This is a genomic window from Komagataeibacter sp. NFXK3 (genome assembly GCF_054182245.1).
Genome location: NZ_JAPIVJ010000013.1, coordinates 1,676 through 21,205, shown reverse-complemented (window position 1 = coordinate 21,205; position 19,530 = coordinate 1,676). Strand labels below are relative to the sequence as shown.

Annotated in this window: 20 protein-coding genes and 3 tRNA genes; 17 read left to right on the top strand and 6 right to left on the bottom strand. The window is 63.4% G+C overall.

The window, feature by feature from the left end; translation table 11 throughout:
- From ligA to OQZ28_RS13280, 5 genes are all read left to right on the top strand, one after another.
- Complete coding sequence (gene ligA / locus OQZ28_RS13300) at positions 1-2,145, top strand: NAD-dependent DNA ligase LigA (RefSeq protein ID WP_458136410.1); 2,145 nt, start codon at positions 1-3, stop codon at positions 2,143-2,145.
- 351 nt (positions 2,146-2,496) lie between these two features.
- Entirely contained in the window at positions 2,497-3,624 is a 1,128-nt protein-coding gene (locus OQZ28_RS13295) for a BMP family ABC transporter substrate-binding protein (protein WP_130730479.1), read from the top strand.
- A 28-nt stretch (positions 3,625-3,652) separates the two neighbouring features.
- Complete coding sequence (locus OQZ28_RS13290; protein WP_458136452.1) at positions 3,653-5,212, top strand: ABC transporter ATP-binding protein; 1,560 nt, start codon at positions 3,653-3,655, stop codon at positions 5,210-5,212.
- Positions 5,212-6,276, top strand: coding sequence for an ABC transporter permease (locus OQZ28_RS13285; protein WP_458136409.1), 1,065 nt, complete (start codon positions 5,212-5,214; stop codon positions 6,274-6,276). The genes OQZ28_RS13290 and OQZ28_RS13285 overlap by 1 nt, the downstream gene beginning before the upstream one ends.
- The gene (locus tag OQZ28_RS13280; protein WP_130730481.1) at positions 6,273-7,211 is read left to right on the top strand and encodes an ABC transporter permease subunit; all 939 of its coding nucleotides are present in this window, start codon (positions 6,273-6,275) and stop codon (positions 7,209-7,211) included. Before OQZ28_RS13285 ends, OQZ28_RS13280 begins: the two co-directional genes overlap by 4 nt.
- A 7-nt stretch (positions 7,212-7,218) precedes the next feature.
- Here OQZ28_RS13280 and OQZ28_RS13275 read toward each other — a convergent pair whose 3' ends face one another.
- Entirely contained in the window at positions 7,219-8,301 is a 1,083-nt protein-coding gene (locus OQZ28_RS13275; protein WP_458136408.1) for an ABC transporter substrate-binding protein, read from the bottom strand.
- A gap of 145 nt (positions 8,302-8,446) precedes the next feature.
- On the opposite strand from OQZ28_RS13275, the gene OQZ28_RS13270 reads away from it, so the two are divergent.
- Both OQZ28_RS13270 and OQZ28_RS13265 read left to right on the top strand, forming a co-directional pair.
- A tRNA-Asn gene (locus OQZ28_RS13270) sits at positions 8,447-8,522 on the top strand.
- A gap of 457 nt (positions 8,523-8,979) precedes the next feature.
- Positions 8,980-9,477: a hypothetical protein gene (locus OQZ28_RS13265; protein WP_458136407.1), complete on the top strand. Its 498-nt coding sequence runs from the start codon at positions 8,980-8,982 to the stop codon at positions 9,475-9,477.
- Between the two features lie 174 nt (positions 9,478-9,651).
- On the opposite strand, the gene OQZ28_RS13260 is transcribed toward OQZ28_RS13265, so the two are convergent.
- Positions 9,652-10,128, bottom strand: coding sequence for a GlcG/HbpS family heme-binding protein (locus tag OQZ28_RS13260; RefSeq protein WP_458136451.1), 477 nt, complete (start codon positions 10,126-10,128; stop codon positions 9,652-9,654).
- 177 nt (positions 10,129-10,305) lie between these two features.
- Complete coding sequence (locus tag OQZ28_RS13255) at positions 10,306-11,262, bottom strand: alpha/beta hydrolase (protein WP_458136406.1); 957 nt, start codon at positions 11,260-11,262, stop codon at positions 10,306-10,308.
- Positions 11,263-11,345: 83 nt separating this feature from the next.
- Here OQZ28_RS13255 and OQZ28_RS13250 point away from each other — a divergent pair, with 83 nt between their 5' ends.
- A complete protein-coding gene (locus OQZ28_RS13250) occupies positions 11,346-11,795 on the top strand; it encodes a hypothetical protein (protein ID WP_458136405.1) in 450 nt (149 codons plus the stop codon).
- Between the two features lie 114 nt (positions 11,796-11,909).
- Positions 11,910-13,136: a cation:proton antiporter gene (locus OQZ28_RS13245; RefSeq protein WP_458136404.1), complete on the top strand. Its 1,227-nt coding sequence runs from the start codon at positions 11,910-11,912 to the stop codon at positions 13,134-13,136.
- 42 nt (positions 13,137-13,178) lie between these two features.
- On the opposite strand, the gene OQZ28_RS13240 is transcribed toward OQZ28_RS13245, so the two are convergent.
- Positions 13,179-13,574, bottom strand: a complete 396-nt coding sequence (locus tag OQZ28_RS13240; RefSeq protein WP_130730486.1) for a winged helix-turn-helix transcriptional regulator — start codon at positions 13,572-13,574, stop codon at positions 13,179-13,181.
- Between the two features lie 110 nt (positions 13,575-13,684).
- Between OQZ28_RS13240 and OQZ28_RS13235 the strand changes: the two genes are divergently transcribed.
- The gene (locus tag OQZ28_RS13235) at positions 13,685-14,749 is read left to right on the top strand and encodes an SDR family oxidoreductase (RefSeq protein WP_458136403.1); all 1,065 of its coding nucleotides are present in this window, start codon (positions 13,685-13,687) and stop codon (positions 14,747-14,749) included.
- A 53-nt stretch (positions 14,750-14,802) separates the two neighbouring features.
- Here the strand turns inward: OQZ28_RS13235 and OQZ28_RS13230 are convergent, their stop codons facing one another.
- Positions 14,803-16,071: an MFS transporter gene (locus tag OQZ28_RS13230; protein WP_130730488.1), complete on the bottom strand. Its 1,269-nt coding sequence runs from the start codon at positions 16,069-16,071 to the stop codon at positions 14,803-14,805.
- Between the two features lie 108 nt (positions 16,072-16,179).
- Between OQZ28_RS13230 and OQZ28_RS13225 the strand changes: the two genes are divergently transcribed.
- The 6 genes from OQZ28_RS13225 to OQZ28_RS13200 all read left to right on the top strand — a co-directional run bounded on the left by OQZ28_RS13225 (position 16,180) and on the right by OQZ28_RS13200 (position 18,445).
- Positions 16,180-16,545, top strand: a complete 366-nt coding sequence (locus tag OQZ28_RS13225; protein ID WP_130730489.1) for a tRNA-binding protein — start codon at positions 16,180-16,182, stop codon at positions 16,543-16,545.
- Entirely contained in the window at positions 16,545-17,027 is a 483-nt protein-coding gene (gene gpt, locus OQZ28_RS13220; RefSeq protein ID WP_130730490.1) for a xanthine phosphoribosyltransferase, read from the top strand. Before OQZ28_RS13225 ends, gpt begins: the two co-directional genes overlap by 1 nt.
- A gap of 149 nt (positions 17,028-17,176) precedes the next feature.
- Positions 17,177-17,253 (top strand) — tRNA-Pro (locus OQZ28_RS13215).
- Positions 17,254-17,275: 22 nt separating this feature from the next.
- Positions 17,276-17,581, top strand: coding sequence for an ETC complex I subunit (locus OQZ28_RS13210; protein ID WP_458136402.1), 306 nt, complete (start codon positions 17,276-17,278; stop codon positions 17,579-17,581).
- Between the two features lie 26 nt (positions 17,582-17,607).
- Positions 17,608-17,684 (top strand) — tRNA-Arg (locus OQZ28_RS13205).
- 314 nt (positions 17,685-17,998) lie between these two features.
- Positions 17,999-18,445, top strand: a complete 447-nt coding sequence (locus tag OQZ28_RS13200) for a hypothetical protein (RefSeq protein ID WP_458136401.1) — start codon at positions 17,999-18,001, stop codon at positions 18,443-18,445.
- A 499-nt stretch (positions 18,446-18,944) separates the two neighbouring features.
- On the opposite strand, the gene OQZ28_RS13195 is transcribed toward OQZ28_RS13200, so the two are convergent.
- Complete coding sequence (locus tag OQZ28_RS13195) at positions 18,945-19,346, bottom strand: energy transducer TonB (RefSeq protein WP_458136400.1); 402 nt, start codon at positions 19,344-19,346, stop codon at positions 18,945-18,947.
- Between OQZ28_RS13195 and OQZ28_RS13190 the strand changes: the two genes are divergently transcribed.
- On the top strand, positions 19,341-19,530 hold a 190-nt coding region (locus tag OQZ28_RS13190; protein ID WP_458136399.1), incomplete at its 3' end, for a hypothetical protein. The two genes, OQZ28_RS13195 and OQZ28_RS13190, sit on opposite strands and share 6 nt — an antisense overlap.

Genomic DNA, 19,530 nt, shown 5'->3' with positions numbered 1-19,530 from the left:
ATGCCCGCCGCCCCGACCGACGAACTGGCCGCGCAGGCCCGCGCCCTACTGGCCGATTATGCGGCAGAAGCACAGACCGAGGCCCGTGCGGCCGCAACGCTGAAGCAGCTTGCCATCCTGCTGCCCGCACTCGATGCCGCCTACCACCAGCACGACGCGCCGGTGGTCGATGATGCCACCTATGACGCGCTGCGCCGCCTGAACACGCGGCTGGAACTGGAATTTCCGCGCCATGCCCAGGCCGATAGCCCCAGCGCTACGGTCGGAGCACCGGCCAGCGGCCCCTTCCGCCGCCACCGGCACATGGTACCGATGCTCTCGCTGGACAATGTGTTCTCGCGGGAGGAATTCGAGGGCTTCGTCAGCCGTATTGCCCGTTTCCTTGGCCTGAGTGATGAGCAGGCCCGCGCGCTTTCCTTCGTGGCGGAACCCAAGATCGATGGCCTGTCGATCAGCCTGACCTACATGCACGGGCGTTTCGTGCGCGGCACCACGCGCGGCGACGGCACGGAAGGCGAGGACGTCACCGCCAACCTGCGCACGCTGCGCGATATTCCCGACCAGTTGCCCGCCCCCTACCCCGACACGATCGAGATCCGGGGCGAGATATTCCTGTCCAAGCAGGCGTTCCTTGAGCTGAATGCCGCGCAGGAAGAAGCGGGCGAGAAGCCGTTCGCCAATCCGCGCAACGCCGCCGCAGGCTCGCTGCGCCAGCTTGACCCCGCCATTACGGCAAAACGCCCGCTCTCGCTGTTCGCCTATGCCGCAGGCTATTGCGATGGCCCGCTGGCCGCCACGCATCATGGTTATCTGGAACAGCTTGATGCATGGGGCTTTCGCGTCAATCCGCTGAGCACGCAGGTGCCCGACGCACAGGCGGCCGAAGCCTTCATGGAGCGCCTGACGCGCGAACGCTCGGGGCTGGATTACGACATTGACGGCATTGTGTACAAGCTCGACGACCGCGCCCTGCAGGAGCGCCTGGGCTTTGCAGGCCGTGCGCCCCGCTGGGCGGTGGCGTGGAAATTCCCTGCCGAACAGGCCATCACCCGGCTGGAAAAGATCGACATACAGGTCGGCCGCACCGGCGCGCTGACGCCGGTGGCCTTTTTGGAGCCGGTCAATGTAGGCGGCGTGATCGTCACTCGCGCCAGCCTGCATAATGAGGACGAAATCGCGCGCAAGGACATCCGCGAAGGCGACCTTGTGCATGTGCAGCGCGCGGGCGACGTGATCCCGCAGATAACTGGCGTGGTGCTGCCGCGCGACCATGAAACGCAGCCCTTTCACTTCCCCCATACCTGCCCGGTCTGTGGCGCACATGCCGAGCGGCCCGAGGGCGAGGTGGTGTGGCGCTGCTCGGGCGGACTGACCTGCCCCGCGCAGGTGGTGGAGCGGCTGATCCATTTCGTCTCGCGTGATGCGTTCGATATTGATGGCCTGGGCGACCGCACCATTGTCGAGTTCCATGAACTGGGCTGGCTGCGCACGCCTGCCGACATCTTCCGCCTTGGCGTGTATGAGGACGAGATTGCCGCCCGTGATGGCTGGGGCAAGGTCTCGGCGCGCAATCTGGTCAACGCGATCGAGGCCCGGCGCACCATCGAACTCTCGCGCCTGATCTATGCGCTGGGCATCCGCCGCATCGGCACCAGCAATGCCCGCCTGCTGGCGCGGCATTACGGCTCGCTGGCCAACTGGCGCACGCAGATGGAAAAGGCCGCCATCGTGGGGTCGGACGAGCGGCTGGAACTCGGCTCGATCACCGGCATCGGCACGACCATTGCCGATGAACTCGTCGCCTTCTTTGCCGAGGCCCATAACCGCGCCACCCTTGATGACCTGACCGCCCAACTGACCCGCGTGCTTGATGAGGAAGCGCCAGAGGCAGGCAGCCTTTCAGGCAAGACCATCGTGTTTACCGGCACGCTGACCACCATGACCCGCCCCGAGGCCCGCGCCGTGGCCGAACGGCTGGGGGCGCGGGTATCGGATAGCGTGTCAAAAAAAACCGATCTTGTGGTGCTGGGCGAAAAAGCGGGCTCCAAGGCCCGCAAGGCTACCGAACTGGGCATTGAAACGATGGATGAGGCCAACTGGCGCGTGCTTGCGGGCATGCCCCCTGCCCCGCAGCCCGAGGGCTGACACGCCTTGCCGCCCGCACGGGCGGAAAAGCCTTTCATGCCGCCGTGACGGAAAGGGACGTGGCGCTGACGATTGAGGACCGGGCCACGATCGCGCTCCTGCTCGGGCATGGGAGGATTTTGATGATCCCGCGCTGGTCGTGGAATTATACGCAAAGCTGCGCCAGCCACCGCCTTTTTGAAAAAAGGCAACACCCTGATGCACAACATAACTGTGGCCTTGCATGGTCCTGTCGCGTAACATTTGGGCTGGAACCAAACACGGGCTTACACGCGCGGGAGCACCAGACCGACCAGCACGCCAGGCCGCCGCAGCGGGGTGCGGCATGGATTTTCAGGGGGATGACATCTTATGACAGTTTCAGGGTCGCGGGGGCGGCTGCTGACAACGCGCCGCGAGATGCTGGGCCTTGCAGGCGGCGCGGGCTCCAGCCTGCTGCTGCCCCGCCACGCACGGGCGCAGGCCCAGCCCGCATGGCGCAGGCCGCTGGCTGAATCCGACGCGATCGTGGCCTTTGGCCATACCGGCCCCATTACCGATGGCGGCTGGTCGATGGTGCATGACCGGGGCGTGCAGGCCGTGCGCCGCACCTTCCCCAAACTGCGCACCATCTATGTGGAAAGCGTGCCCTACTCCGCCGATGCCACGCGGCTGTTCCGCCAGTTCGTGGCCGAAGGCGCACAGATGGTCATGGCCACATCGGAATATGGCGACTTCATAAAAGATGTGTCGGACCGCGCGCCTGATGTCGCGTTCATGGAATGCGATGGCACCAATGTAACCGGCAACCTGGGCTGGTATTACGTGGCGCACTGGTATGCCAGCTACATCATCGGCATTGTCGCAGCCCTCATGACCAAGACCAACAAGATCGGCTTTCTGGGCGCGTTTCCCATTCCCTCGGTCTATGCCTCGGCCAATGCAACATTGCTGGGCGCGCAGTCGGTCAACCCGGCCATCACGCTGCAGAGCATCACCATCAATGCCTGGTTCGACCCGCAGGCGGCAACGCAGGCGGCAACCGCGCTGGCCGATAACGGGTGTGATTTCCTGTGCGGCATCATGGATGAGCCCGCCTACCTGCGCGTGGCCCTGCAACGTGGGCTGAAGGCAGCCATGTGGAACACCGGCATGCTCGATTACGGGCCGCAGGCCTATGTCAGTTCCGTATGCCTCGACTTCAATGACTATTACATCAGCCAGGTGCGCAACCTGCTGGCGGGCACATGGCAGCCCGAGGGGCATTTCCTGACCCTGGGCCACGGCGTAGACCGCGACGCCTGGGGGCCGACCGTGCCGCCTGAGGCCGCCGCCCGCGCCGATGACATGCGCACGCGCATGCTGGCGGGCCACAATCCCTTTGTCGGCCCCATATACGATAATCATGGCCGCCTGCGCGTGCCTGCGGGCACGGCGCTGAGCGACCTTGAAATCTATCACTCCGACTGGGCGGTGGCGGGAGTATCGGGCCTTGAATAACCCAGTCTCCCCCGCTGGTCCCTCCGGCATGGCGCCGGGCACGCCGCCGGTGCTGCAGTTGCGCGGCATTGGCAAGTTCTTCCCCGGCGTGATCGCCAACAAGGATGTGGACCTTGATGTGTGGCCGGGCGAGATCCATGCCCTGCTGGGCGAGAACGGGGCTGGCAAGTCCACGCTCATGAACGTGGTGACCGGCATCTACCAGCCCGAGGAAGGCGAGATCATCCTCGATGGTTACGGCCAGACCTTCACCTCCCCGCAAGAGGCCATCCGCGCGGGTATTGGCATGGTGCACCAGCACTTCAAGCTGGTGCAGGCCTTTACGGTGGCCGAGAACATCCATCTGGGCTGGGACGAGGCTCCCCGCCTCGCCTCGCCTGCCGTGATGGAAGCCCGCACGCGCGAGATTTCCGAGCGCTTCGGCTTTCCTGTCGATCCCGCCGCGCGGGTGTGCGACCTTTCGGCGGGCGAGCAGCAGCGCGTTGAAATCCTGCGCGTGCTGGCGCGCCGGGCACGGCTGCTGATCATGGACGAGCCCACCGCCGTGCTGACGCCGGAGGAGACGGGCGAGCTGTTCCGCGCCCTGCGGGCCTTCCGCGCGCAGGGCAATGCGGTCATCATCATCAGCCACAAGCTTGACGAGGTGATGGAGATTTCCGACCGTGTCAGCATCCTGCGCGGCGGGCGCAAGGTGGGCACGTTCCGCACAGCGGACTGCAATCCCTCCATGCTGGCGGCCACCATGGTGGGGCGCGACATCGTGCGGCGCAACATGCGCGCCCGGCCCGAAGGCGCCGCCCCCATTGCCCCACAACCCATCATGCAGCTCCGCAACGTGAGCGTGCGCGACGACCGCGGCGTGGACACGCTGCGCGATGTCAGCCTTGACCTGCATGGCGGCGAGATCCTGGGCATTGCGGGCGTTGCGGGTAACGGCCAGCGCGAACTGACCCATGTGCTGACCGGGCTGATGGCCCGCACATCAGGCGAGATCGTGCTTGATGGCAGCGTGGTGGATCGCGCCGACCCGGCCCTGTTTGCCCATGCGGGCGTGGGCCACATCCCCGAGGACCGGCTGCGCAGCGCGCTGGCACCCTCGCTGTCCATCACCACCAACATGGCATTGCGTGAATATGCTGTCCCCCCCATCGGCCGCCATGGCCTGTATGATGCGGGGGCCGCGGGCGTGCTGGCGCATGACATTGCGGAACTGGCACAGGTGCGCATCCCCGATTTTGGCATGCCCATCCGCAACCTCTCGGGGGGCAACCAGCAGCGGCTGGTGGCACGGCGCGAGATCCGCATTGCAAGCCGGGTGCTGGTGGCCGCCTACCCCGCGCGCGGGCTCGATATCGGGGCCATTGCCACCATGCTGGGCTACCTGACCGACCTGCGCGACCAGGGGGTGGCCGTGGTATTCATTTCTGAAGATCTGGAAGACCTGCTGAACGTGTCCGACCGCATCGGGGTCATGTTCCACGGGCGCATGATGGATGTGATTGATGCGGAAAATGCGGATATCGCCACCATCGGCATGCTGATGGGCGGCCGGGAACCCACCGACCTCCAGCCGGGAGGGCCACGGTAATGGCGACACGCGCCTTCCAGCGCCTGCCCACCGCGCCTGCGGGCCGCATCCTGGCCCTGCGGCTGGTGGCCATCGCGGTCTCGCTTTGCATCATCGCGGGCGTGCTGGCCCTGTCTGGCCACAGCCCTGCCATGCTGGCGGAACTGATCCTGCGCTCCACCCTTGGCTCGCGCTTCGGGCTGGAGGACCTGATGCTGTTCATGTGCCCGCTGCTGCTCACGGGGGCGGCGGTTACGGTGTGCGGCACCATCGGGCTGTGGAATATCGGGGCGGAGGGCCAGTTCTATGCTGGCGCCATTGCCGCGACCGGCGTGGCCCTTGGCCTGCATGGCCCGGCGCTGGTCATGCTGCCGCTCATGACCATTGCGGGCATACTGGGCGGCATGGCGTGGATTACCGTGCCCACGCTGGCCCGTGCCTATGCCGGGGTAAACGAGATCATCACCACGCTGCTGCTCAACTTCATTGCATCGCTCCTCACCTATTACCTGACCACGGGGCCGTGGCGTGACCGGATCAGCGGGGCGCAGGTCTCGACGCAGCGGCTTTCGGTTTCCATTCCCGAGATGTGGGGCATCGTGCACTGGGGCTTTCCCGTCGCCATCGTGATTGTGGTGGGGCTGGCGCTGGTGCTGTCGCGCACGCGGTGGGGGTACGAAATCCGCATTGGCGGGGCCAACCCGGAGGCCGCGCGCTATGCGGGTATTCCGGTGCGGCTGCGCATCATCTCGGTCATGCTGCTTTCAGGCGGGCTGGCGGGGCTGGCGGGCATGTTCGAGGTCGCGGGCACGGTACACCGGCTGCAGGGCGGCATGGCCAACAATTTTGGCTATCTGGGCATTGTGGTGGCGGTGCTGGCGCGCGGGTCATGCCTGAACGTGATCCCGGCGGCGCTGCTGATGGCGCTGATCCTTGATTCGGGCATTGTCATGCAGACGCAGCAGCTTTCGGCCTCGGTCATCCTCGCCATTACCGGGCTGATCCTGTTCATGATCGCCATTGGCGATGAACTTGCCCATTACCGGCCTGTCGCCGCCACGCCAGCGAAGGGAAAAGCCTCATGATCATGCTGCTGACAGGCATGCTGGCCACCGCCGTGCTGGCCGGTGGCGTGCTGGCGCTGGCGGCCCTTGGCGAAGTGCTGGCCGAGCGCGTGGGCGTGACCAACCTTGGGGTGGAAGGCCTCATGGCGCTGGGGGCTGTGACGGCGGTGATGACCGTCTCCTCGGTGCATTCGCCATGGGTCGGGCTGCTGGTGGCCATCATGGTGGGTGCCGTGGGCGGCATGGTGTTCGCCTTTGGCGCGGTGGTGATGCGGGCCAACCAGGTGCTGTGCGGGCTGGCCACGACCTTCATGGGGCTGGGGCTGTCAACCGCGCTGGGCCACAGCTACGCGGGCCAGCCGGTGGAGACGACCTTCGGGCATGTCAGCATTCCGCTGCTGTCGTCCCTCCCCATCATCGGCCCGGCGCTGTTCGGGCAGAATATCCTCATCATACCGATTTACGTGCTGCTGCCGCTGGCGGTGCATTTCATCATGTTCCGCACCCGGCACGGGCTGAACATGCGCGCGGTGGGCGAGAACCCGGCGGCGGCGGATGCGGCGGGCATTCCGGTCATGGCCATGCGCTTTTGGTACGTCACCCTTGGCGGCGCCATGGCGGGCATGGCGGGTGGCTACCTGACGCTGACCTATGTGCCGGTCTGGTCGGAGGGCATGGTGGCGGGGCGTGGATGGATTGCGCTGGCGCTGGTGATCTTTGCGGGCTACCGGCCCGTTATCGTCACCCTCTCCGCCCTGCTGTTCGGGCTGGTCACCGCGCTGTCCTTTGTGGGGCAGGCGCATAACTGGCCGATTGACCCCGCCTTCCTCAACATGCTGCCCTATATTGGCACCATGGCTTTCATCATCGTGCCGGTGGTGGTGTGGCACCGCATGCGCCGGGTCATGGCAGCGCCCGCCGCCCTGGCCCAGCCCTATTACCGCGACGTGCGCTAGGCCCGCCTTATGGCCGGGGCTGGGCAGGGTGCAGGATGTCGGCTGAGATGCGGCGGGCGTAGCTGGCGGAATTGAGGCTGTCGGGGAACTGGCCGAGCAGCTTGAGTTCATCGACATAACGCGCGATCTGGGTTTTCAGGTCATTGCCCACGGGGCTGATGCCCAGCACCTCATGGCGCATCATCTGCAATATGGCGTCCTGCTGCATGCCATCAACGCGGCCATCAAGCAGGCTGGCCGCCTCGGCCATGTGAGCGGGGAGCCAGTGGGCGGCATTATAGAGCGCGAGCACGAGGGCCACGGCCGCCCCGGGCGCATCACGCAGCACATCGGTGGACAGGCCCAGCGCCAGATTGGTGCGCCCGGCATATAACCCGTTTACGCTATTGACCAGTTCCACCACATCAAGCGCCGGGTTGCGCAGCAGCCGCCAGGCGAGCGGGTCGTGCAGGGCCACGGCATCGACCGTGCCAGCTGCAAGCGCGTCGTCAATTTCATCGGGCGGCAGGATGACCCAGTTGGGCGCGGTGTCAGGGTTCAGCCCCTTGCGGCGCAGGATGATGGAGAAGAACAGCCGGTCGGCCATATCGGCATTGAGCACGGCAATGCGGCGGCCGATCAGATCCTCGATTTTGGCAATACGCAGTTTGCGCCGCACCAGCAGGCGAAAGGTACCCGCCTGCAACCCCATGACCAGCCGCACCGGCAGGTCGGGACTGGCCTGCCACGCCTGCAGCCATGACAGCACGGGGGCCACGGCCGCCATGGCACGCCCTGCCTGCAGGTCGGCAATGGCGTCACGCCCGTTGGCTACGCCATCGCGCAGTTGCACGTTCAGGCGGTACTGCAAAAAGAAATCCTGCCGCAGGGCAACATTATACAGGGTGGAAGACTGCGCGTAGGGCCATGCCAGCGTCATGTCATGGGGCTGGCCATCGAGCAGGGCATCATCGCGGCGCACGATCCGCGCCTGCTGGCGGCTCTGTACCCATTGCGAGCCCACCACGGCGCATCCGCCCGCCACCAGCATGGGCACGAATGCCCGGCGGAGCAGCTGGCGTGACTTTCCTTCCCTGTTCTGTTCGACCATTGGCTACGGTTTCTCCTGAGATGCGAAGGCATTACCCTTCTTTTAGCCTGCCGGGGTTCCCTTTTTTCCCCTTTTTTAAAAAAAGTTCAAAAGGGGGGTTTACGCTCCCCCATCTGTGTGGCTATAAGCTGCTCACCAACGCTGATCCCGAATAGCTCAGTTGGTAGAGCAAGCGACTGTTAATCGCTGGGTCGTAGGTTCGAGTCCTACTTCGGGAGCCACCTTTCCTTAAAAATTAGTGTTAAATCAGTAGGTTACGGATTTATTTAAATCTGAGCCCGTGATGAACGATGCGCTTTCCGGGGCCGTTCCGATACGTCCAGACCGATTTTGATCGCGGTTTGGGCCTGTTCCAAACCCTCATAATCACCCCCATCATTTTCACATCCCAAGCGGTCATGCCTGCAGTCACCAGCCTACAGGCGGCAGCTCCTTTGCTCTGGTTGAAAATTGTAAGGAAGCCTTGCTGTGGATGACTGTGCCTTGGTGCATGGGTCTAAACACCCAAGATATGCGTCAATTGCCAAGCCATATTGACTGGGGCACGATCTGCCGCACAATTGGTACAACAGTCCTGAATGAACACGATAGCCTGTGGGCCAGCAGTACGAGAGGCATGATGGGGGCGCGTGCATGAATGCTTTTATTCCGTGCAGAATTCTTTTTGCCTGCGCCTGCGTGCTTGTATCCCCTTCCCTCGGGTTGCAGGAGGCGCGGGCGCAGGGCGCGGAGACGCACGGTCCCTCGGCCGAGCAGAAGGCCGAGATTGAACGGGCCGTGCACGAGGCCATGCAGCATGATATTCAGAGCGCTGCCGAGTACAAACTCCCAAAGGATTTCTTTGCCCGTATGCTGCCCCTCATCCGGGCCATCCGGCAGGCGCATCTCACGCCGCCCATGCAGACCAGAAACATGCCGCTTGCCGTCACGATCCGCCGCACCGAGGCCATGCCGGAACTTCAGGCGATCCTGCAGGAACATGACATGTCGGCACGGGATTTTGTCATGAGCCTCACCACTTTTGAAATGACGGCGACCATGAGCGACGCCCCCCCGGCAGACAGGAAAAATGCCCCCAGACTGAACCGCGATAACGTGCGGCTCATCCAGTCCCACCGGGCGCTGACGCAGGCGCTTTTGCATGACATGGATGAGGATAGCGAGAAGCTGCAGTAACCTCCGCCACGGTGCGGCCCGATAATGCCGTAAAGACCATAAGAGACTGTTTGAAAAGTTAGCCCGGCAAACATCCAGAAATCATAAGGAAGTTTCTGGTGAGGCTTTTTTCAAAAGGCTTCGAAGAACACTGCCTTTTTGAAAAAAGGCGGCACCCAGCAACCTTTCTGCATTTTAACGGAATTCCGCCCGGTATTTTGCCACCGCCGCCTGCGCGCAGGCTTCATCCTTCTCGCCGCCCGGCGCACCGGACACGCCAATGCCGCCAAGGGCCGCGTTATCGGCCCCCCGCCGCAACGCCACCCCACCGGGCACGAACAATACTTCGGGAATGGTATTGAGCGCGCCATTGGCAGGCCCCGTTACCTTGGCGGCAATCAGTTCGCTGGTGGTGTTCATGTTGAAGGCCAGGCCGTAGGCAAAGGCGGTATAGGCCTTGCGATAGGAAACGGACAGCGATTGCAGCGGCACGCTATCCCCCTTGATGACGGCCTGCTGCTGCCCGCTCGTATCAACCACCGTGGCCGTGACGGAATAGCCCTGCGCGGCACAGGCCCTGACCGCCTCCTGCGCCAATTGGGCGGCAAGCTGCCAGTCAAGCTTGGGGGTCAGGACAACATGGCCTTGCGCATGGGCGGCAGGAACCGCCATGATGAAGGCCGCTACAAGGCCGCCACGGCACGCGCATTGGCGTAATTGCATCATCTGGCGCATTCCCCTCATACACGGGCAGCATGATGCAAAGCCGGGCCTGCGGCCTGCAACCACAAAAGCGGTCGTACACGCAATGGTGCCTGCCCCGGGCAGCGACCGGGGCGGGCCTTACCCTTACAGGCCCAGCGTGCGCTTGAGCCCCGCGCAATACGCCTCCATGAACCGGCGCGACAGTTCGGCCTCGGGCACGAACATATCGAATACATGATAGGCGCCGGGCACCACCATCACCTCGGTCGGCACGCCCGCGGCCATGAGGCGGCGGCTGTATTCCAGATCCTCGCACAGGAACAGATCCATCGACCCCACGCCAATGAAGGTGGGCGGCAGGCCGGTCAGGTCCTTTGCCCGCGCGGCAGCGGCATAGGCCGGGGTGTCATCACCACCTGCCGCAGCCCCCAGATAGGCTTCCCATGCGTATTTATTGGCCGAGCGGGTCCAGACAAACTCGCCAAAATCAGGCGCCGGATCGACCTTGGTGGCCGTGCGGTCATCAAGCATGGGGTAGATGAGCAACTGGTAGGCCAGCTTGTACTCCTGGCGGTCGCGCGCCATGAGCGACAGGGCCGCACTCAGCCCCCCGCCCGCGCTTTCGCCCGCCACCGCCACCTTGTCGCGGTTGATGCCAAGCTGTGCCGCGTTGTCATGCACCCATTTGAGGGCGGCGTAGCAATCCTCGATCGCAGCGGGGTATTTCACCTCCGGCGCAAGGCGGTAATCGACCGATACGATCACGAAGCCCATCTTGCTGGCCAGCACCTGGCATTTGGGGTCGTCGACCTCCGGGTGACCGGACACCAGGCCGCCACCGTGGATATAGACCATGGCCGGGGCATTGGGCCGCCGTGTGCGGGGGCGATAGACCAGCACGCGCACATCCGGCGCGCCTGCGGGGCCGGGAATGTATTCTTCCTGCACTTCCACATCCGGCAGGGGCCTGCCTTCGATCAGGCGCACCGATGTCATGAAGATTTCGCGTACTTCGGGCAGGGAGCGGCCCGACAGGCCATCGAAGGACGGCATCTTCTCCAGAATGGGCAGGAATTCGGGATTGACGACATTTTTGGGCATGGTGAAGGTCCTCTTTCATCACAGGCTCCCCTTTGGGGGTGGCCTCGATGCGGGTAGCGTCACGCACGGCAGCGTGAGCAACCATGATCAGGATCAAACAAAAATGGCGACATCTGAATATAAAATATAAAAATATAGGATTCTTTTATCTATTATATTTTAAAAATAACTCATTTTCAAAATACCTAGATCATATAGAGATAACGAATATGAATATTCTCCATACGATTTCAAAACAATATTCAAATCAACCTTCATTCCCGTCTGCCGGGACAGTCCTGAACTGGTTTTCCACGTCATGGACAGACCAGCCGCATCAGAAGGCTCACCGGAAAGACCTTTTCCGACACTTTGATCGGGTGACGGGTCTGCCGTTCTCTTCAACACCCGGAGGTGGCGGCAATCGCCGTCATGCCATCAAATATGTCAGACCTGTTCCGAACCACCATGCCTGCACCGCGTTTGATGCCAATGCCGGAATTTGCCTGCCGCTTTGCCGGGCATGGTTCGCTGCAAGATCAAAAAGAACATAATAAGAAATAATCTTGCATATATTCATTATTCTGCGCAACTTAAAAAAAATAAATCCCAAATGATTTTTTTATGCATATAACATATGCCTGTTTATAAATGGGAAAGGATAGCCATTGTCAGACATTACGGCCCTTGTTCTTGATGCCGGTCTCTTTGTTCTTCTCCCATGGGGGCTGTGGCGGCTGCTTGGGCGGACAATACCGATTGTTGTCCTGCCCATCCTGCTCGGCATCATCCTGGCCGTCATGCATGCGCCCGTGCAGCGCTTTGGCATTCCCTCCGTCTATGGCAACAACCTTGGCTGGCTGGCCGTTCTGGTGCTGGCCTTTACCGCCGGGCTGGAAATGTGGCAGCCGCCCGATGCTCATGTCTCGGCCCACACCATCCCTGCCCCGCCGCTGGGCCGCCTGCTGGGCGGGGCGGCCGTGGCGCTGGGCGGCCCGTTCGTGGTTGGCTCACTTCTGGTCTTTTGCTTTTTCCTGCCGCTGCATGGCTGGCAGCCGCCGCATGTGGGGCCGGTGGTCGGCGCCATGGCCATCGGGCTGTGCATCGCGGTCAGCGCCCTGCCGGTGCTGATCGGCATCGTGCGCGAGCTTGACCCCACCCAGCGTTCCATCGGCCAGCTTGCGCTCAAGCTGGCGGTGGTGGATGACGCGGCCCTCTGGATAGGGCTGGTGGTGCTGCAATTCGCCGCCCGCGGCCCCGCCGCCCTGCATGGCTGGACCGGGCTGGAAGCCGTGGCCGTGGCCCTGCTGGCGCTGCTGGCCCTTGCGGGCAACTGGGCCACGCGCAACATGCCCAACCCGCCTGCCCCCGTCATCTGGCTGGCGGTGCCCATCTATCTGGCCGCAGGCTCATGGGCCAGCATGCAGCTGGGACTGCATGAGCTGATCGGAGCCTATTTCGCGGGCGCGCTCATGCCGCCGCGCTGGGTGGCGCGCCTGCCGGTGGAACAGGTGGGCACGTTCTCGCTCATCTGGCTTGCCCCCATGTTCTTTGGCCATAGCGGGCTGCACATCAATGGCGATGCGCTGACCTGGCCCTCGGTCGTGGCGTCGCTCATGCTGGTGGTGATTTCCGTGCTGGCCAAGATGGCCTCGGTCTATGCCTTCCCGCCCGCGCCCGGCCTGTCACGGCGGCAGGCGCTGAGCGTGGGCGCGCTGCTGCAATGCAAGGGGCTGATGGAAATCGTAGCCGCCACCATCCTGCACGCGCAGGGCATGCTGTCGGACTTCGCCTTCGCCTCGCTCATGGTGCTGGCGGTCATCTCCACCGCGCTGACCGGCCCGCTCTTTCGCCTGTTCGCACCGCGCACGGGAGCGGGCGGGCAATTGCGCTAGGGGCTGGCATAGCCGACAGTCACAGGCATTCCCCCTGACCTGCTACGGCTTCAGCGCCATGTGCCTGTTGCGTTCCACGCAATCGAGCAGTTCCGCGTGCTCGGCGCCCCAGCGATAGAGCATTTCCAGCGGGGTGACAAAGTGCTGGCCCAGAGGGGTCAGGCCGTATTCAACAGCGGGCGGCATGACCTGCATGACTTCTCGTGCAACCAGCCCCATCTGTTCAAGCTCGCGCAGGGTCTGGGTCATCATTTTTTTTGACAGGCCGGGAATGGCGCGCTGGAGCTGGCCGGGGCGGGATGCCCCGCCAAGCAGGTGCAGGGTATGCAGGATCATGGTGGTCCATTTGCCGCTGAACAGGCGCAGCAGGCGGCGCGGTGCACAGTCCTCCACAAAGGGAGCATGTCGATACTGATCGGGCAGCGGGGCGAGGTTCATGTACAGACTCCCGGGAACCTTTAGGTAACCAGGGCACGAAAAGGTGCCGGATTGCCTTTTGTAGCGTTTGCCAACAGCGTGTGAAACCCAAGGCATTCACGGAGGAACAGATGTCTCACAAAGCACTCGTCGTCGGGGCAAGCGGCATTGTTGGCCAGAACCTTGCCAACCGCCTGGTGGCGGAAGGATGGAGCGTTTACGGCCTTGCAAGGCGGGTGGGGAACCTGCCTGCAACCGTCATGCCGGTTGCGGCCGATGCGCTCGACCCGGCCTCCCTGCGTGCGGCGCTGGCCGGTGTCATGCCCACCCATGTGTTTTTCACCACATGGACCCGCCGCGCCACCGAGGCGGAAAACTGCGTTGCCAACAGCGCCATGATCCGCAACGTGTTCACGGCCCTGCCCAGGCCACAGGCTCTTGTGCATGCCAGCCTTGTTACGGGGCTGAAGCATTATCTGGGCCCGTTCGAGGCCTATGCGCAGGGCGCGCCGCCACAGACCCCGTTTCGCGAGAGCATGCCCCGGCTGGACGTGGAAAACTTCTATTACGCGCAGGAAGACGTGCTGTTCGAGGCAACCGACCGGCATGGCTTTGCATGGACGGTCCATCGTCCGCACACGGTTATCGGCCATGCCATCGGCAACCTCATGAACATGGGCACCACGCTTGCGGTCTATGCCACGCTGTGCCGTGAAGCGGAGCTGCCCTTTGTCTTTCCCGGCTCGCCTGCGCAGTGGCAGAGCCTGACGGATGTTACGGATGCACGCCAGCTTGCCAGCCAGATCCTATGGGCCGCCACCAGCCCTGCCGGGCGCAACAGGGCGTTCAATGTGGTCAATGGCGATGTATTCCGCTGGAACTGGCTCTGGCCTGAACTGGCCGCCTGGTTTGGCATCGAAGCCGCGCCCTATCCCGGCCATGCCACATCGCTTGAACAGATGCTTGCAGGCAGGGAAGCACAATGGGCCGCCATTGCGGACAGGCACGGACTGCGCGAGCCGGCCCTCGGGCGACTGGCCTCGCCGTGGCACACCGATGCCGATCTGGGGCGGCCGGTCGAATGCGTGACCGACATGAGCCTCAGCCGCAGGCTCGGCTTTACCGGCTACCAATATACGCCCGATTCATTCTTTGACCTGTTCGAACGCCTGCGGACCGGACGCTACATTCCCTGATGACGCAAAAAGGCCGGGATGCCGGCACGGCACATGACATCACTCCCGCCAACCTATTGCGGGGTGATGTCATCCAGCCGGTCCACGCGCCACAGGGTGGGGAACATCCGTATCCACAACCCGGTTATGACCAGCGTGCCAACACCGCCCAGCGCCACGGCCCCGACCGGGCCGATCAGCGTGGCCAGCATGCCGCTCTCGAACTCGCCAAGCTGGTTGGATGAGCCGATGAACAGCATGTTCACCGCCGAGACCCGCCCGCGCATGCTGTCGGGCGTGCGCAGCTGCACCAGCGCGCCGCGCACCACAACACTCACCACATCCGCCGCCCCCAGCACCGCCAGCGCGATAATGGACACGGCCATGGAGCGCGAAAAGGCGAACACCACCGTGGCCAGCCCGAATATGGCCACGGCCATGAACATGCGCGCCCCGGCCCGGTGGTTGAGCGGTTTCCACACCATGAAGACGGAACAGGCCACCGCGCCGATGGCGGGCGCGCCGCGCAAAAGCCCCAGCCCCACCGGACCTGCGTGCAGGATGTCACTGGCATAGACCGGTAGCATGGCGGTGGCGCCGCCAAGCAGCACGGCAAACAGGTCAAGCGATATGGCGCCCAGCATGTCGGGCCGGGCGCGCATGAAATGCGCCACCTCGACAAACGTGGCCAGCGAGAGCGGCACCCTTGGCCGTGGCGCAAACACCAGCCGGATGCACAGCGTGCCGATGCACGCACACGCAAACCCCAGCGCGCACACAAGGTAGCACACCCCTGCCCCCGCCCCGTAAAGCAGCCCGCCCACCGATGGCCCCGTCACCGCCGCCGCCTGGAACAGCGAGGAGGACACCGCCGCCGCGCGCGGAAACACATGGGCGGGCACCAGCGATGGCAGGAAGGTCTGCTGGCAGGGCATCTCGAACGCGCGGGCCGCGCCGAATATCATCACCATGGCATAGATCATCCACGGCGTGGTCCAGCCGCCAAACGCGGCAATGGCCATGAACAGCGCCGAGAGCGCCTCGATGGCCTGGCATGTGACCACGATCACCCGGCGGTTGAAATGGTCCGCCGCGTGGCCCGCGGGCAGCAGAAGCCCGGCCATGGGCAGGAACTGCGCCAGCCCCACCAGCGCCAGCGCCGTGGTGCTGTGGGTGAGCGCATAGATCTGCCACCCCACGGCCACGGCCTGCACGCAGGCCGAAAAGGAGGATGCCGTGCGGGCGGCAAGGAAAGCCAGAAGCCCCGGATGACGGTGCAGCGGCAGGGATGTTGCGCAAGGCGTGGGGCCTTGCGCGCCGGATGGAGCGGAAGCAGGAGGCATGATGGCTGTATCCTAACAGCAGCACTCGTGGATATCCTACGCTTTCCCCATCAAAAAAACGCATTCCCCCGTTTGCAAATCCGCCCCAACACGGGCAAAAGCGGTTGCATGACAGACCCTGTAGAGCATGCCACCGTGCCCGGCACACAAGGGGAAGCCCGTGAATGGCTCGATATCCGGGCCGGCACGGTCGTGGAGGCACGGCCCCTGCGCGAGATGCGGCCGCACGCCTTCTGGCTCACGATTGATTTCGGGCCCCATATCGGGGTGCGGTCATCGGTGGTGCAGGTCAATCACCGCTATGTGCCGGCCCGGCTGGTGGGCCGCCAGATCTGCGCGGTGATCAACGTGCCGCCCCGGCAGGTCGGCCCCTTCCGCAGTGAAGTGCTGACGCTGGGCATGCCCGACAGTAATGGAGAAGCCGTCCTGATCCGCCCGGATGGCCGTGTTCCCGATGGAGGAAAACTTTTCTGATGGCCAAGAGCTACGCAACCGTAACATGGGACCAGCTGCACCGCGATGCCCGCCAGCTAGCCAGCACGCTGATGAACCGTGGCCCCTTCAAGGGCATTGTGGCCATCACGCGCGGGGGCATGATCCCCGCCGCGATCATCGCCCGTGAACTCGACTGCCGCCTGATCGAGACCATCTCCGTCGTGACCTATGACGAGGAGAAGATGGGCGAGGCCAACGTGATCAAGAAAGCCGAGGCCGCCGGTGATGGCGAGGGCTTCGTGATCATCGATGACCTGGTGGATTCGGGCGTGACCGCCCAGCTCGTGCGCAAGCTGCTGCCCAAGGCGGTGTTTGCCTGCCTTTACGCCAAGCCCGCCGGCCGCCCCGTTACCGACCTGTTCGTGGTCGAGGTGCCGCAGGATACGTGGGTGCTCTTCCCGTGGGATACGGCGCCGCTGTTCATTCCGCCGTTGGCCAGCAAATCGGTCGAGAAGGCCTGACCCCTTCTGCGCGCCTGCCCCCATTACACGACGTGTTGTTCGCCGCACCAGCCTGCCCCGCTTGCCCGGGGCGGTCTGGCGCGGTATTTTTTTTGCAAGAATGTGCTTGCCAGAACAGCCGTTGCCCCATAGTTTCCCGCTCGTGGTCGCGGGGCGTGGCGCAGCCTGGTAGCGCGCGTGTTTTGGGTACACGAGGCCCCCGGTTCGAGTCCGGGCGCCCCGACCATATCCTGGGAGTGACAATGCTCATGCGAGCCCGGATTTACAGGCAGTCAAAGCCCGCTGGCCAGTCGGGCCAGGCCATGACCCATACATGGGTGCTGGATTACGGGCAGAACCGCCCCCGCTATGTCGATTCCCTCATGGGCTGGACCGGCAGCACCGACACGCCATCGCAACTGCAACTCCAGTTTCCTGACCAGGACAGCGCCATTGCCTATGCCACCGCGCAGGGCATTGCATATGACATCGAGATCCCTGCCCCGCGCCACCGCAGGCCAAAGGCCTATGCCGATAATTTCCGGTATGACCGGATACAGAACTGGACGCATTAGGCGCGATCTGGCACAAGGGCAGGCTCGCGCCCTTAGCTCAGTTGGATAGAGCAACAGCCTTCTAAGCTGTGGGTCGCTGGTTCGAATCCAGCAGGGCGCGCCAGATTTCAATGACTTGGCGGCTTAAAAGTTTGCACGGTTTGCAGATGGTTTGCAGTGCACTCTGGCTCACCAAGCTAGCTATGCCCCCCAGATGGCCCCGTGTCGCAGCGATCGAGACCACCTTGCTGGTCTCCGGCTCCTGCTGCTGTTCCCACAACGGTATGCCCGTAACCGTCACTTCCGTGCGGCCGATTTTTCGGAGCTTCCATACGCCGCAGGCACAGGCAAATAAAAAGGCCCGGGAATAACCCGGGCCTTTCTACCATTACGCCTGGATCAGTTGGAGCTACCCTGGTCGCCGCGGCCTTCGCCACCATGACCGCCCCAGCCGCCATTCTGACCGCCATGTTCGCCACCACGGCCTTCACCGCCACCGTGACCACCCCAGCCGCCATTCTGGCCGCCCTGCTCACCACCGCGACCTTCACCGCCGCCGTGGCCACCCCAGCCGCCATTCTGGCCGCCCTGCTCACCACCACGGCCTTCACCGCCGCCGTGGCCACCCCAGCCACCATTCTGGCCGCCCTGCTCACCACCGCGGCCTTCACCGCCGCCGTGTTCGCCACCGCGACCTTCGCCGCCACTGTGACCGCCCCAGCCACCACGATGCTCGCCGCTTCCATTCTGGTTCGAACCATCGAACTGGGCGTGAGCCGCAACCGGCAGGGCAGCACCAAGAGCAAGGGCCAGCACAAATGCGCGTTTCATAATCATTCCTTCATATCAACATATCGACCCTCAAGAGATTGGACTTCTCCGTGATAAATAAAAGGGAAGGCTGTGTAACAAAGAGAATCACAATCCCCGTTTGGGGAATTCAAAATTATTTAAGCCCTGAAAATATATCTGGCATGATTGTTTTCATCATTCCTGCATGTCTGATATAAATATCTGTAATATATTCACGACTATCGAAACATCGCGATGTAATATTTCGTTACACACGGCATATATTTCAATTCTATTAAATATTTCCTGGTATTAACCAATCCGGCAGACTGATGCGGCAGCCCCGACCGTCAGGATGGATGGTCGATCGTGATCGGAGCTGCCATCGCCAGACCACGTACGTTCCGGCGACAGGTCTTTATGCGGAAAATATTCCTAAAAAACTGATAATCAAACGACCTGCCTGAAAAAGGCGCTCGTTTTTTCAAGAAGGGCGAATGGCTTCAAAGCCGTCAAAAAAAGCATTGCTCCAGACGCCCTGCAGCGGCGCGGGCAGCCGCCCGCACGGGCTCTGCCCCTCCCGCTTTAAACTTCAATGCAGGTGAAATGTAACCGGCAGCAGGACATGTGTACCCTCAAGCGAGCGCCCCTGCCCGGTGCACTGCACCTTGCGCGCAGCGGCAAGGGCCGTGCTGTCCAGATCATCATAGCCGGTGCTGGATTTCAGGCTGACCTGCGTTACCTGCCCCTCGCTGCCCAGAACGACATCAACCATTGCATTGCCTTCTTCATGCATGTGGCGGGCCAGGGCGGGATAACGCCAGGCCGGAGGCGTGCAATGCGGTGCAGCGGGCGCGACAGCCGCTGCCTGCGCCGTGCTGGGCGCACCCGGCCCATTCTGCGTTGCCGCAGGGGCCGACCCCACCGGTGCGGCAGCGCCGGGCCGGGCTGGGGGCGCGGCAGACGATAGCCGGGGCCGCGTGGCAGGATGCACGACCGGCGCTCCGGCAGGCCGCGCGGCAGCGGGCGGCGTGGTCACGGCTTTTGGCTGTGGCTGTGGCTGTGGCTGTGGCTGTGGCTGTGGCTGTGGCTGTGGCTGTGGCTGTGGCTGTGGCTGTGGCTGTGGCTGTGGCTGTGGCTGTGGCTGTGGCTGTGGCTGTGGCTGTGGCTGTGGCTGT